This window comes from Psychrobacter sp. PSi21 (genome assembly GCF_054960615.1).
Genome location: NZ_JBHNYR010000005.1, coordinates 101,548 through 115,846, shown reverse-complemented (window position 1 = coordinate 115,846; position 14,299 = coordinate 101,548). Strand labels below are relative to the sequence as shown.

The 14,299-nt window shown below is 46.5% G+C and carries 12 protein-coding genes; 11 read left to right on the top strand and 1 reads right to left on the bottom strand.

Features of this window, described 5'->3' with window-relative positions; genetic code table 11:
* The first annotated feature begins 122 nt into the window (after window positions 1-122).
* The 8 genes from rlmKL to ACFI32_RS05115 all read left to right on the top strand — a co-directional run bounded on the left by rlmKL (window position 123) and on the right by ACFI32_RS05115 (window position 8,830).
* A complete protein-coding gene (gene rlmKL, locus ACFI32_RS05150; protein WP_462625434.1) occupies window positions 123-2,426 on the top strand; it encodes a bifunctional 23S rRNA (guanine(2069)-N(7))-methyltransferase RlmK/23S rRNA (guanine(2445)-N(2))-methyltransferase RlmL in 2,304 nt (767 codons plus the stop codon).
* 258 nt (window positions 2,427-2,684) lie between these two features.
* Entirely contained in the window at window positions 2,685-3,260 is a 576-nt protein-coding gene (locus ACFI32_RS05145) for a TerD family protein (RefSeq protein WP_462625433.1), read from the top strand.
* A 181-nt stretch (window positions 3,261-3,441) separates the two neighbouring features.
* The gene (locus ACFI32_RS05140; protein WP_462625432.1) at window positions 3,442-4,506 is read left to right on the top strand and encodes a DUF475 domain-containing protein; all 1,065 of its coding nucleotides are present in this window, start codon (window positions 3,442-3,444) and stop codon (window positions 4,504-4,506) included.
* A 176-nt stretch (window positions 4,507-4,682) separates the two neighbouring features.
* A complete protein-coding gene (locus ACFI32_RS05135) occupies window positions 4,683-5,603 on the top strand; it encodes a glutaminase (protein ID WP_462625431.1) in 921 nt (306 codons plus the stop codon).
* A 354-nt stretch (window positions 5,604-5,957) separates the two neighbouring features.
* The gene (locus ACFI32_RS05130; RefSeq protein WP_462625430.1) at window positions 5,958-6,533 is read left to right on the top strand and encodes a TerD family protein; all 576 of its coding nucleotides are present in this window, start codon (window positions 5,958-5,960) and stop codon (window positions 6,531-6,533) included.
* Between the two features lie 81 nt (window positions 6,534-6,614).
* The gene (locus ACFI32_RS05125; protein ID WP_462625429.1) at window positions 6,615-7,367 is read left to right on the top strand and encodes a TIGR00266 family protein; all 753 of its coding nucleotides are present in this window, start codon (window positions 6,615-6,617) and stop codon (window positions 7,365-7,367) included.
* Between the two features lie 53 nt (window positions 7,368-7,420).
* The gene (locus ACFI32_RS05120) at window positions 7,421-8,032 is read left to right on the top strand and encodes a TerD family protein (protein ID WP_462625428.1); all 612 of its coding nucleotides are present in this window, start codon (window positions 7,421-7,423) and stop codon (window positions 8,030-8,032) included.
* A gap of 123 nt (window positions 8,033-8,155) precedes the next feature.
* The gene (locus tag ACFI32_RS05115) at window positions 8,156-8,830 is read left to right on the top strand and encodes a hypothetical protein (RefSeq protein ID WP_462625427.1); all 675 of its coding nucleotides are present in this window, start codon (window positions 8,156-8,158) and stop codon (window positions 8,828-8,830) included.
* Between the two features lie 105 nt (window positions 8,831-8,935).
* Here the strand turns inward: ACFI32_RS05115 and ACFI32_RS05110 are convergent, their stop codons facing one another.
* Window positions 8,936-10,168: a TerD family protein gene (locus ACFI32_RS05110; RefSeq protein WP_462625426.1), complete on the bottom strand. Its 1,233-nt coding sequence runs from the start codon at window positions 10,166-10,168 to the stop codon at window positions 8,936-8,938.
* A 337-nt stretch (window positions 10,169-10,505) separates the two neighbouring features.
* Here ACFI32_RS05110 and ACFI32_RS05105 point away from each other — a divergent pair, with 337 nt between their 5' ends.
* From ACFI32_RS05105 to ACFI32_RS05095, 3 genes are all read left to right on the top strand, one after another.
* On the top strand, window positions 10,506-11,630 hold the full coding sequence (locus tag ACFI32_RS05105) for an ATP-grasp domain-containing protein (protein WP_462625425.1): 1,125 nt from the start codon (window positions 10,506-10,508) through the stop codon (window positions 11,628-11,630).
* Between the two features lie 92 nt (window positions 11,631-11,722).
* On the top strand, window positions 11,723-12,958 hold the full coding sequence (locus ACFI32_RS05100) for a S1 family peptidase (protein ID WP_462625424.1): 1,236 nt from the start codon (window positions 11,723-11,725) through the stop codon (window positions 12,956-12,958).
* A gap of 297 nt (window positions 12,959-13,255) precedes the next feature.
* On the top strand, window positions 13,256-14,257 hold the full coding sequence (locus tag ACFI32_RS05095) for a J domain-containing protein (RefSeq protein WP_462625423.1): 1,002 nt from the start codon (window positions 13,256-13,258) through the stop codon (window positions 14,255-14,257).
* The last annotated feature ends 42 nt before the right edge of the window (window positions 14,258-14,299 follow it).

Here is a 14,299-nt window from a genome sequence, read left to right as displayed (position 1 = left end):
AAGCATCCACTATACCAATGACTGAGGCGTGCTTTAGACCACGCACAGCCGAATTATGTTAAAATTATCGGTTAACGCTTCTATTTTGCTATTTGACTGGCTTATTGACCACAGGTATTTGTATGACCGAACAGACCGCATCACCCGCCCCAACATCGACCGCAGCTTCGGCTGACTTGTCACTGGATCTTATCGTCACTTGTGCCGATGGTTTGGAAGCACCGCTACAAACCGAGCTGACCAGCTTTGGCATCAACAGCGAAATCAAAAGTACGGGGCGATTGACTGTCACAGGCTCGCTACGTGATTTGTATACCATTTGCTTGTGGTCGCGCGTGGCCTCACGGGTATTGATGCTGATCAAACGCAAAAACATCAATGCCGAATACGATGTGGCCGAGCAGCTGTACGGTTTGGCAAAATCTGTCGATTGGACGCAGCAGTTTGACTTAGAGCAGACCTTTGCCATCCGCTTGTCTGTCGATAAGCGCGTGGCGGTCAGCCAGCAGTTTGCTATGCTGCGTATCAAAGATGCGATCGCGGACACTTTTAACGAAGTCTACGAAAGCCGTCCTAACGTGGACAGCAAGCATCCTGACTTTGCTATTTTTGCCACCGTCAATGACAAGCAAGCGGAGCTGTATCTGGATTTGTCCGGTACCAGTTTGCACCGCCGTGGCTACCGCGTTGCCATGACTGACGCGCCGCTCAAAGAAAACTTGGCCGCCGCGCTACTATATAGCAGCGGCTGGCATCAAAAAAATGCCAACGGCACGCCGCATTATGATGCGCTGGTCGATCCCATGTGCGGTTCGGGTACGTTTATTATCGAAGCCTTGCTCATGCATTGTGATTACGCGGTGGGTATTGATAAAGCGGCCAATCAATTTGGCTTTTATCAGTGGCAACACCATGATGATACCCTGTGGCAACAGATGATCGATGACGCGCAAGACCGTTTCCGTGAAGCGCTCGATATCGCTTGCGAGCAGCCTGATACATTGCCCATTGTTTTGGGTTTTGATGCCGATATGGGCGCGGTGATTGCCACCCAAAAGAACTTGATCGCTGCTGGTTTGCATGACCTGTTGCCGCACCTCACGCTTGAAAACTGCGCCCTTGATCAGCTCAAACAGCGCCTACGCCCGTTGGTCAAAGACGGCCGATTGACCCAGCCGCTTATTATGACCAACCCGCCATACGGTGAGCGCTTGGGCGATGAAGACATGATCAAGCCGCTTTATCACGCTTTGGGTTTGAGCTTGCAGGACAGCTTTGCAGGTAGCGGTATCGACCCCATGGTCGGTATCTTGGCGGCGCATGTCGAACAAGTTGATATTTTGCCGATTAAAGCGCCGCAAACATTGCGCTGCCATAATGGTGCCATCACGGTTTATTTCCGTTATGGTCAGCTGTTGGCAGAAAAATCAGCCAGCCTGATCAGCCAGTTTGAAAAACGCGAGATTGCAAACGAAGAAGGCCAAGACTTTATCAATCGCCTACAAAAGAACTTAGCGCGTCTCAAAAAACAGGCCAATAAAACCCAAGTGAGCAATCTTCGCGTTTATGATGCCGACCTGCCTGATTTTAAGGTGGCTATCGACTTATACGGCGATCATGTCCATGTCCAAGAATACGCGCCGCCAAAAACCATCCCACCTGAAACGGCCAAAAAACGCTTTAATCTGGCGTTGATGGGTATCCGCGAAGTACTTGATATCAACCGTGAGCAAGTATTTATCAAAACCCGTGCGCGTCAGTCTGGTAATGAGCAGTACACCAAGCAAGGCTCAGCTGAGAAAAAAGGCAAATTTTACGTCGCACGCGAAGATGATGCTTTCCTCTATGTCAACTTCACCGACTATCTCGATACTGGCTTGTTTATTGATCATCGCAACATGCGGGCGCGCATTAAAGCAGCCAGCCGCAATAAAAACGTGCTCAACCTGTTTGCTTACACCTGTACTGCCAGTGTCCACGCTGCCCTTATGGGTGCAAAAAGTGTCACCAGTGTTGACTTATCACAGAATTATCTCGATTGGGGCAAACAAAACTTTGTGCTAAACGGCCTTGATATCAGTAGCCGCAAATATGCCTTTGTTGCCGCTGATATTTTTGAGTGGATTAAAGACAATACGGAGCAGTTCGATGTCATCTTTATCGATCCGCCGACCTTTTCAAACTCCAAAAAGTTCCAAGGTACCTTTGATGTGCAGCGCGATCATGCTGCCCTTATCAACCGTGCCATGAACCGCTTGACCGCTGACGGGGTATTGTATTTTTCCAATAACTTTACCCGCTTTGTGCTTGATGAACAGCTCAAGTCGCGCTATGACATTACCGATATCACGCACAAAACCATTGGTTTTGACTTTAACCCCAAAAAGCCAATTCACCAAAGTTTTGAGATTCGTCATCGCCAGTAGCCGCTCAATGGTACGAGGTAGGCGCGACGATTTTGTCTTAGTGAATACAATAGGTATGGATAGATCACAACCAAATTGTGTCAAAAAGCGCATTTTTTGGTAAATCGTTGGAATTTGTGTTAAAAAGGACAGTGACCTGATCATCTTTGATTGGGTCATTTTTTGTGATGGTCTTTATGACGATCACAGCGCAGTGTCAAGCACAGCTGAATACTGCCTTCTCATTTTTTCACTTATTCTAATAAAAAGGACATACCCATGGCGTTGTCACTCAATAAAGGCGGTAATTTATCGCTCACAAAAACAGACCCCAACCTTACCAAACTACTGATCGGCCTTGGCTGGGACGAACGTGCCACCTCAGGCGCAGAGTTCGACCTTGATGCCAGTGTCTTTTTGCTCAACAGCGCTGGCAAAGTACGCGGCGATCACGATTTTATCTTTTATAATCAATTAAAATCAGACAATGGCGCAGTCGAACATACCGGCGACAACCGTACTGGCGAAGGCGATGGCGATGATGAAGTGGTCAAAGTCAACCTCACCCAAGTGCCTGCAGATGTTGACAAAATCGTCGTCACCGTTACCATTCATGAGGCCGCCGCACGCAACCAAAATTTCGGCCAAGTGGCCAACGCCTTTATCCGCGTGGTCAACGAAGAAACAGGCACTGAAGTGGTACGCTTTGACTTGGCAGAGGACTATTCTGTCGAAACAGCGATGGTCTTTGGTGAAGTCTATCGTCACAATGGCGAGTGGAAATTTCGCGCCGTTGGTCAAGGCTACTCAGGCGGTCTGCAGGCCATGTGTCACCAATACGGCGTGGACATCTAAACCGCCTAAAAAGTTGCAAAATCATCATAGGTTTTGATGATGCGATAGCCAATAATGTTCTCTGTTTTATCGGCACTGATGACCAATAAGACAACTAAAAAGTGGTTAGTCATAGCCACTTTTTATGGTCTGTGTCTATACTAGGCCGACCTCAGTTTTACGCAACCCTATAGGATATGTCATGAGGCATTTTTATTTAGACTTTATCTTCACCGCTATTGCCTTGATGGTCGCAGCATGGTGGGGATATTCACATAGTGGTATGGGCGGGCTAATATCAGCGCTGTCGATTACTGCTATCTTGGCGGTGATGGAGATTTCATTATCTTTTGATAACGCCGTGGTTAACGCATCCGTGCTCAAGCACTGGGACAAATTTTGGAAAATGATCTTTTTAACCGTGGGCATTCTGATCGCGGTATTTGGTATGCGCTTGGTCTTCCCTATTGTCATCGTTGCGGTCACCGCCGACATGGGCATGATGGAAGTTATCAATTTGGCGCTGTACAACCCCAGTGAGTATTCAGCAAAACTCATGGCACACCATGCTGAGATTTCAGCGTTTGGTGGTATTTTCTTATTGTTGGTATTCTTAAACTTCGTGTTTGATGACAAAGATGTCCATTGGTTTGAATGGCTTGAGAGCCGTTTGGCAAAACTGGGTAAAGTCGATGCCATGAGCGTGTTTGTGGCACTGATCGTGCTTATGATTGCGGTATCGCAGGCGAGTGCTGAACAATCAAGCGCGGTATTGATCGCGGGCGTCTGGGGTATTTTGGTATATCTTGGCGTGCAAGTGGTGTCAGGAATGCTTGAGGGCGACCTTGAAGAAGAGCTAGAGAACGAAGAAAGCGGCTCGGGCGCGGCGGCGACCAGTGCCATTATGAAAGGCGGTATTATTGGTTTCTTATACCTAGAAGTCCTTGATGCATCGTTCAGTTTTGATGGCGTGATTGGCGCGTTTGCAATCACCAATGACGTGATCATCATTATGCTGGGTCTGGCCATTGGTGCGATGTTTGTACGTTCAATGACCATTTTCTTAGTAGACAAAGGCACGCTTGATGAGTTTATTTACCTTGAGCATGGCGCGCATTATGCCATTGGTGCCCTAGCCATTATCATGTTGTTGTCGGTGAAATTCCATGTTCCTGAACTGATCACTGGCTTGATCGGTATTGCCTTTATCGGCTTGGCACTGTGGGGCTCACTCAGACATCGCAAACGGGAAGCGCAGCTGTCATAGCTTGATCAATGATTGCTTGGCGATCAGCCCATAGCTACTGGGCTCTCTGGGTCATATCAACACTGTTGGTATGACCTTTTTTGTGCCTTGTACAATTTTCTGCTCACGTGTATGCATTATTCAGTTAAAATCGTCAGCCTTTACCCCCTTCCTAACCACAAGAACACCTCTATTTTATGCAACAGATCCTTGATGATATTGCCGCAACCATGGCACGCGACACCGATCGCGGTACGGTCGCCGATTATATTCCCCAATTGGCACATGTCGATCCCAATCAGTTTGGTATAGCTGTGGCTACGCCTGATGGACGGATGTATAGTGCTGGTGATGCAGGCACTCTATTTTCGATCCAGAGTATCTCCAAAGTGTTCACCTTAACCATTGGCCTTGGCAAATTGGGGGACGCGCTTTGGACGCATGTCGGCCGTGAGCCGTCTGGCGATCCGTTTAACTCTATCATGATGCTTGAGCACGAGTCTGGTCGTCCGCGCAATCCGTTTATCAATGCAGGCGCGATTGCGGTGGTTGATGCGATCATGATGGGGCATGAGCCCAAAGCGGTACTGGGTGAACTGTTACAGTTTATGCGCTTTGTGGCTGATGACGATTCAATCAGCTTTGACCACAAAGTCGCTGCTTCTGAGATGGCGCATAAAGACCGCAATGCCTCGCTGGCGCACTTTATGAAATCCTTTGGCCGTCTCAAGCACGATGTCGATAAAGTGCTGGGTACATACTTTCACCAATGCTCTATCGCCATGAACTGTCAGCAGCTGGCGCGCGCTGGGTTATTTTTGGTATCCAATGGTATCAATCATCATACAGGAGTACGGGTCATTAACGCGCAGCGCTCACGGCGGATCAACTCCTTGATGATGCTGTGCGGTCACTATGACGGCTCTGGCGACTTTGCCTATCGTGTCGGCCTACCCGGCAAAAGTGGTGTGGGCGGCGGTATCTTAACGATTGCTCCTGGTAAAGGCTCTATTGCCGTATGGTCACCCGGACTTGACCATATTGGCAACTCCAAACTCGGCTCAAAGGCGCTAGAGATGTTTGTACAAGAGACTGGCTGGTCTGTTTTTGGTAATTGATTATCCGTATATCGATGTTCCTAAGTGCAGCATCGCACGCTTGCAGGTCATATCAACATAAATGATATGGCCTGTTTTGTTTTATAGATATGTTGACCTGCATAGCTCAAACCGCTTTGTGAAAAAAGTATCAGATATATGGCGTTTTGCTATCGCTTAGTAAGCGCACAAAATTCGCCTTGCGTAGTACGCGGGTGCTTAGTATAGTAAAGCGTAATCACATACAGGATACCGCGCAGCAGAGAATGCGAATGGCGCGCTTTTTGTATGTGCGTGCAAAATACTGCACTATATTTGTTTAATTTCACTGGTACGTACTTTATGCGTATCACCATGACTAAAAAGGACAATCAAATGGCTATTAGCTTAACAAAAGGCGGCAACGTTAACTTATCAAAAGAAGCACCAGGACTTACCAATATCACTGTTGGTCTGGGCTGGGATCCACGCGCCACTGACGGTCAAGATTTTGACTTGGATGCGATTGGCTTTTTGCTCAACGATGCTGGCAAAGTCCGTAACGACCAAGACTTTATCTTTTTTAATAACCTAAAATCAGACAACGGCGCAGTCGAGCATACTGGCGATAACCGTACGGGTGAAGGTGACGGCGATGATGAAAAAATCAAAGTAAACCTCGCCAGCGTCCCAGCTGATGTCAACAAAGTGGCCGTATGTGCCATTATCTATGAAGGTCAAGGCCGTAACCAAAACTTTGGTCAAGTTGGTGACGCTTACATCCGTGTTGTCAACGACAATGGCGACTCTGAAATCGCTCGCTATGACCTATCAGAAGACGGTAGCACTGAAACAGCAATGATCTTCGGTGAGCTGTACCGCCATAACGGCGATTGGAAATTCCGCGCCGTCGGTCAAGGCTTTAGCGGTGGTCTAGGCCCATTAGTAGCCTCATATGGCGTGAACGTATAAACACACGCTATATCGGCCTAAGCCTCACACCAGACAACGCACTGATGTTATAAACCAAAAACACATAAGGATCTGCAATCCATGTCAGCGATATTTAGCCTGATTGGCACCATTGAGCCCTTTCTACACTGTAATTTAAAAAAAGGCGATTCCATTTATTGCGAAGCCAATGCCATGGTTATGATGGAGTCCAATCTGGAGCTAAAAGGTAAATTGCAAGGCGGACTGATGCAGTCGTTGATGCGCCGCTTTGCCAATGACGAATCACTGTTTCAGCAGCAGATCGAAGCGGTTCATGGCGAAGGGGATTGTCTGCTTGCACCAACCTTAGATGGCGACATGCAAATCTTAGATGTTGGCGCGCAGCAATACACCTTAAGCGATGGCGCGTTCGTCGCCGCGATGCAAGGCGTGGATATTAACGCCCGAATCCAGCGTAACTTGGGTGGTGCGGTGTTTGGTGATACAGGCGGCTTTATGGTCATGCAGACCCAAGGCTCAGGACAAGTCGTGGTATCTGGCTTTGGCTCACTGTTTGAGATTGATGTAACGCCAGACAAAGATGTGATCATTGATAATGGTCATGTGGTGTGCTGGGATTCACAGCTTGACTATAAACTGTCCGTCTCAACCAGTAAGAAAAAAGGATTTATGGGCAATATCATCAACTCCGTCACCAGTGGCGAAGGCATGGTATTAAATTTTTCTGGTCGTGGCAAAGTCATCATTTGCTCGCGTAACCGTGAAAGCTACCAAGGTTGGCTACAAAGCATCTTGGGCACCAGCTCAGGTGGACGCGGCGGCAATGGCGGCTTTTTAGATCAGATTTTATAACCCCATCCGCCACTTTATGATAATAATAACGACTCACTAACAAGGATAATCGTATGGCAGTCAGCCTACAAAAAGGACAAAAAATATCGCTCAGCAAAGAAGCTGGTGGTACACTCACAAACGTCAAACTTGGCTTAGGCTGGGATGTAGCACAAGCAGCGGCTGGTAAACAAGGCGGCGGCTTTTTAGGTAAGCTATTCAGCGGCGGTGGTGGCGGCGACTCTATCGACTTGGATGCGTCATGTATCATGTTCGATGCCAACAAACAGGCAGTTGATGCGATCTGGTTTAGCCAGTTGAAGTCAAAAGATGGTAGCGTCGTGCATACGGGTGACAACCGTACAGGTGACGGCGATGGCGATGATGAAGTCATCAACGTCGATCTGTCGAGAGTTCCTGCCAATGTGGTCTCACTGGTATTTACCGTCAATAGCTTTACGGGTCAAACCTTTGAGAGTGTGGCAAATGCGTTTTGCCGCATCGTCAATGCCAGTAACAACAGCGAAGTGGCACGTTATAACTTGTCGGCACAAGGCGGACATACAGCAATGGTGATGGCGAAAGTCTATCGCCATAACAATGAATGGAAAATGCACGCTATTGGCGAAACCGCGTCAGGCCGTACTTTCCACGACTTGATGCCTGCTATCGCGCCGCATGCTTAATGGTTAAGTTACCTCTAGCCCTCTGTGGTTAATAGCAATCATCAAAAACAACTCAACGACTTTCGTTGAGTTGTTTTTTTGCTTGTTGTATCCTGAGTCATGTACCTCTGAATGCGAATAACGATGCCATTAAGACATATCGACAAAGGTCATTTTTTAAGACACTATGCCGTACAAAGTATCGTACACTGCAATCAGTGCGACACTGTAGGCGAGATTGATGATTATCACTATCGAACAGCAGACAATAGAGAGAGAGGCGGTGCCAAGTTCACTTGTCGACATTGCCAGCTGTCATTGACAAGAAACCAACAGCAACAGGATTGGGCTGGCCCTTGTCGCCTATTAAATCCCTGTTACTGCCGCTACTGTGGTACAGGTTTGCCTACCGTAGAAATCATGCTGTCTTCTAATCAACATACCCTACCTAGCAACGCTGTTAGACACTGTCCAACTTGTGATAAAACCAACAATATACTAATCGATAAAAACTATGTTTATCCATATTATGAGGCATCGTTAGGCATCGATCCTGATTTTGGTTTGCCCCTATTTTTACAAAAACCTTGCCGATTTGGCAAAATTTGGGTATTTAATCAGATACATTTGACTGAGCTACATACATATATTAATGCAGGGCTGAGAGAGCGCAGCGTAGCAGCAGGTAACGGAAGTATGATCTCAAGACTGCCCCATTGGATGAAGTCAGCCAAAAACCGCGAGATGATCAATAAAAAGCTGGCACAATTACAAGTGCAGCTCAATACCTACCAAAAAGAGCGCCTTACCAAAAGTTAGAAACCGTCAATGCGAGCACGGCTCATCGTACTCACCCTCAATAAAATCTAGCAGATCAGCCCCACGACAAATCGAAGCTGATCATTTGTTGTCACTATACAATCATTATTTGCTGCCGCGCTTCCAACTAAAGCCCCAGTTAAAGGCTTTGTCCATCTCTTGATGGCCTTTATAGTATTGGTTGATACGTTCGACGTTGATGCTGCCTTGTTGATTGACCAGACGTGCAATGGCACACATGGGCAAGTTGCCCGCTCCTTCGGTAAGACGCGTCTCAATCGGCGGCTGATCGGGCGCATGGATGGTCACCACGCCATCGGTCTGCGCCCAGTTGGGTGCGCCTTCATAGATAAAAGCAAAAATAAACACTTCTTGAATGTGCGCCCACTGCTGGCCGTTGATGTCCAGCCATTCGCCATCACTCACCTGCCCTGTTCTGTCATCGCCGCGCAAACAAACATACGGTGGCGACTGCAAACTGCCAAAGCGCTTACCTAAGGCTTGAATCAAGGTTTTTTCACCATTTTTTAGATGAATCATCGCACCTACGTCAAGGTCAATCCCGCTTGCTTGGTGCTGTTTAAACAAGTCTGACAACAATCCTTTTTTTGGTGCCTGTTTGCTGGTATCTGGCCGCTGGTTCCAGTTTAGGTTGACCGCAATCTTACCAAAGTCATCGCGTTTTTTGAGATTGATGCTCGATTGGTTTTTGGTCAAGGTGACTTTGCTGAGTCTGACGGCAGGTGTGGGTGCAGGTGCTGCACTGGGTATGGGCAGCGGTGTGGGTTTTTGCGTATTGACGCTGCTATTTGCAGTGGGATTGGGCGCAGGTGGCGGCGCCTCATCGGCGATCTCGACACCAAAATGCTCAGACAATGGTTTTAATCCGCCATTAAAGCCTTGGGCGATAAACCGGAACTTCCAGCTGCCTTGTCTGCGGTAGCATTCAGCCATGATGATGGCCTTTTCATGACGGTTAGCAGCACTCAGCGGACAGGTGAGCAACACTTGGCTGCCTTGTAAGACTTGAATATCCACATCGCCAATCTGCGCTAAAGTTTGGTTGCTTGAGAAAGCCAACGCGATTTTTTCAATCGTGGCAGGCTGCGCGGCCAAATTGATGTCAAAAAACCCGTCGCTGTCATGACCGCGACGGCTGACAGTGCCATCATCACTTTGGGTTTGACCATAAAAAATCATGTCGCCATCACCGCGCACCCGGCCTGTAGAGGTTAGGCGATAAGCGGCGCAGTCAATGGGGTTTTGACTGAGAATACGAATACTGATCTGATCTGTCGGTAGCGGGGCATTGGCACCAGCAATTAAGGTTTGGCTCATCATGAGTCCTTTATGAAGATAAATGGAAATAGGGTTAACCCTGTATACGGTCATCGTCGCACATTTTTGGCGCGATTAAAAATATGAAAGATAGGGTCTACTCGCACCATACTATTATGATTGTTATGCATAGTATAGTAGCATGACAGCAATCTTTGACGACGCTGCTGCTTGTGTGTGTTCTATCAACATCATTTCAGCATTTACTGGGCCAGTCGTTGCCCAAAATGGCCAAGATTGATCCTATTTTCAGCCGCCACATCACCTGTGGTGGTATATAATAACCAGCACCTATATCATTGATAGCCTTGAGAGACTTATGAACGATAGTTGCATTATGAATGACCGCACCACTGCCCCAATTGCTGCTTGGCTGGCCGAAGCACAGTCTAGCCAGCGTGATATGCTAGAGAGCTTACAAGCCCTTAAATCAGCCACTAATACGTCTATTGCGGTTATTGCCTCGCACCGATCTGAGCGCCCTGAGATATTTGAGTTTGCCGATCAAGTCTACTATGAGCCACAAGCCAGCCGCACCGATGACAACGAGACGACAACTACAGCAGCAAGTATAGAAACAATGCCTCGTTGGCAGTTTGTACTTGAGCATGCCCAAGCGAATAATGTGAAGGTACTGCTCACGGGGCGTAATGGCCGTGAATACGAAGCACAACGTCAGCTGTTCGAAGCGGCGGGGATTCGCCTGTTGACAGGGGCCACCAGTGTATCAGCGCTTGACATGATTGATGACAAGTTCAGCTTTATGCAGCACTGTCACACGCATGACATTCCAGTAGCAGACAGCTGGCGCTTTGATAATATTGATGAGCTAAACGCGCTGCTTGCCCAGCATGGCGACCAACCATTATGCGTCAAACCTGTTTCAGGTATTTTTGCTCAAGGCTTTTGGCGACTTGATACCGCAATGATTGATAGTGCGCGCACGCATTGGGACAGCTTTGAGCATTTGTATTTTACAGAAGACAAAAAAATCAGTACTGAGCAATTTATCAATGCTTATCAAAACAGCCAAATGGTACAGGAGCGTCCCATCCCAATGTTGCTCATGCCCTATCTGTCAGGCCGCGAATACTCCATCGATGTGGTCTGTGAACATGGAGAGGTACTGGCGGCGGTCACACGCTATAAAACGGGCAAAATCCAGCATCTTGGCTATGACGAGTCGGTCATGGCAGTGGTGATTCCATTGATTAAAGCCTTTGGCTGTGATGGTGTGGTCAGCGTACAGACCAAAGCCGATGATGATGGACAGCACCGTGTGCTCGAAATCAATAGCCGCCCAGCTGGCGGCATTGGCTATACTCGTCACAGCGGTCTTGACTTGACTCAAGTGGGCTTTGGTTACTGGCTCGGTCTGACTGATAAGCCGCAGCTTAGCGACAGTATTGCACAAATCACACCCTGTCAGGTGCGCTCTATCATGGTCAGTGTGAAGATATAGAGCACCAACAGGTTACTAATCGCTATCAATCTTGGTAAGAGCTAAACGTCCATAGAGAGACACGTAACGACTGATATGATAAGGGACAGCTTATGACCGCACAGACCATATTAACGCTGGGTGCCAATACCGTCATTCAAGCGCCCTGTACCGTTAGCTTTGCGGCATCACAACCATTGCGTTTTGGTGAGCAGCTCGGCTTGCTATGGCTGCCATTAGACGCAAATCGCCACGCGGCGTGTAGTCCTGCTTATTTGCATGACCCCAAGGCTTGGGCACAAATAGACAACCCCAATACGCCGTGTGAATGGCGACTGGACTTAGCTGCCCTATTTGAGCAGCAAGGGGTACACTTTTTGCAGCTTATTGCCTATGTGTATCATGACCCTACTCAGACGCTGCCTGCTATAGAGATGAGTGATATCCAGTTATCACTCAATCACACCGTACGTTATGATTTTGCTGTTAATGAACGGCATGCCAAAGCAGCGATTGTACTTGAGATATATCAGCGCGGTGGGCAGTTCAAATGCCGTGCGCTGGGTGAGATATCTACTCAAGGTTTAGCGCGTCTGGAGCAGCGGGTTCAGGTCGGTCTTGACACGCGTCCGCCGCACACACACGCGCGCATTCAGCAAGAACAACAGCAGCAGGAGCAGCAAACCCAGCGCCCGCCGCGGCAGGTACAAGCAGGTGAAACATGGACTGGCACTGCTTTTGCCATTGACCCTTATCATTTGCTGACCTGTCACCACGTTATTGAATCGGCAGCGCTGATTGGCATACGGCAGCAAGGACAACCTGACCGCGAGGCGCATGTGGTGCTGAGCGATATTGGCAGTGACTGTGCCTTGATTCGAGTCAGCACACCGCTGCCCAGTTATTTGCCACTGGCGCAACATGGCTTTGACATGCTGGGTGAGACCGTTACTACGTTAGGCTTTCCATTGTCCAGCTTAAGCCAACAACTACAGGTCACTCAAGGTTGTATATCAGGGTTGACTGGTCTTGGTGATGATATCCGCTATTTGCAGTTCACTGCACCCATTCAGCCTGGCTCTAGCGGCAGTCCACTCTTACTACCAACAGGCGGCGTTGTGGGTATGGTAACGGCGACTTATCAACATGAACAGGCACAAAATATGAACTATGCGGTGAAGTTTCAATTACTATCAGCGCTCTTGACCAGTGCAGGTATTAGCCTTATGACACCTGCCCATGAACAAGACAGTCCTGCACTAGCTGCCATATCACCCACGCCGCTGTCCACACCACAGCTGAGCAAACAAAGCCGAGGTGCGTTGTGGATGGTGGGCTGTCAGGGTTAAAGAAAGGTACTTTTTTTGTTGAAATACTCTTTGTTAAGAGAATAGAAAAATCTTATCATATATCAGCACAATGTTCTAAAAACCAGCATTATTAAAAAACTCATGATATTTCTCAAAAAATAATATTCATAACCTGTAACCAATATAATATTGAATTATTATATATATCAGAAAATCAATATAAATTTTACGAAAATATTTTCAATAAACCAGATTGAGTAAATATATATGATTTATATAATAATTATAGTCGCTGTTTTCTTTATCATAGGGCATCTATCAAACGATGATGATAGCGTGACTTCAGATAATGTTAAGCCCAAAAACTACTCTTATACAACAAGGATAGAAGACAAATATCTATATTTAAAAATAGATACCATTCCTCAAGATATAGAAATTATCATTCTTGAAATCCTATATCAGGGTCAATATGTAAAAAGCTATCATGATCTTTTTAACGATGATCAAGGCAATTTTGTAATGGGATCTCGTAATCATAACGGTCTTTATTTTATCACTGTACCAATAAACGCTTTGATCCTACCTAGAAATAAGGATATTTCCGTAAATTTTGAGGTCTCCTTACTAAAAAATGGCACTATATTTGATAAATTAAAATCTGAAGAAGAGATTAAAATAGACTCCAGACCTTTTTTGATGATGGAATGGTTTATGCCTACGCTTGAAGTTCTCGCTTATTTTTCTATTAAAAAAGGAGATACAGAAGCATCCAAATCTTGGTCTAAGGAAAACATCCAAGTCATTAAAAAAGTATTTTCTAAATATATAGAAAATGATAAGGAAGAACAGGATTTTCTAAGAGATAATATGAAAATGTTATCCAAAAGGCCAATAGTGCTAAAAGAGTGCGTGACAGATTTCAATAACAGAGAAAACACAATCGATGATAAAAACATTATTTTTTATGCATCAGCTCGAATCATCCTGAACAATCTGGAATCAGGTAAATGGTCAACCATCGAAAGTGGTTTGGCAGAGATTAAAAATCTTAGCAAGTTGATGGGAATAAGCAATGACGTGCAACAAGATGTTTATTCTGTATTTGAAAATTTTAACAATCAACAGGAATCGACAAAAGATTCTGACACTCTAAAAGCATTGAGCATCCTAGGTCTATCAGAAGGTGCAACGGTTGATGAGATGCGCCGTGCCTATAGATTAAAAATGAAGGACTTCCATCCTGATAAATATACCAGCTTACCTGATGCTGTCAGGCTGGTGCTTGAAGAAAAAGCCCAAGAATTAAATTTAGCAAAAGAAATACTAGGCTTTTAAAGCCATATAATATGAAACCCTTTTTATGATTATAAATGATGC

Coding starts and splice junctions, on each gene's coding strand:
- rlmKL (WP_462625434.1), top strand. CDS start 123: ATGACCGAACAGACCGCATCACCCGCCCCAACATCGACCGCAGCTTCG.
- ACFI32_RS05145 (WP_462625433.1), top strand. CDS start 2,685: ATGGCGTTGTCACTCAATAAAGGCGGTAATTTATCGCTCACAAAAACA.
- ACFI32_RS05140 (WP_462625432.1), top strand. CDS start 3,442: ATGAGGCATTTTTATTTAGACTTTATCTTCACCGCTATTGCCTTGATG.
- ACFI32_RS05135 (WP_462625431.1), top strand. CDS start 4,683: ATGCAACAGATCCTTGATGATATTGCCGCAACCATGGCACGCGACACC.
- ACFI32_RS05130 (WP_462625430.1), top strand. CDS start 5,958: ATGGCTATTAGCTTAACAAAAGGCGGCAACGTTAACTTATCAAAAGAA.
- ACFI32_RS05125 (WP_462625429.1), top strand. CDS start 6,615: ATGTCAGCGATATTTAGCCTGATTGGCACCATTGAGCCCTTTCTACAC.
- ACFI32_RS05120 (WP_462625428.1), top strand. CDS start 7,421: ATGGCAGTCAGCCTACAAAAAGGACAAAAAATATCGCTCAGCAAAGAA.
- ACFI32_RS05115 (WP_462625427.1), top strand. CDS start 8,156: ATGCCATTAAGACATATCGACAAAGGTCATTTTTTAAGACACTATGCC.
- ACFI32_RS05110 (WP_462625426.1), bottom strand. CDS start 10,168: ATGAGCCAAACCTTAATTGCTGGTGCCAATGCCCCGCTACCGACAGAT.
- ACFI32_RS05105 (WP_462625425.1), top strand. CDS start 10,506: ATGAATGACCGCACCACTGCCCCAATTGCTGCTTGGCTGGCCGAAGCA.
- ACFI32_RS05100 (WP_462625424.1), top strand. CDS start 11,723: ATGACCGCACAGACCATATTAACGCTGGGTGCCAATACCGTCATTCAA.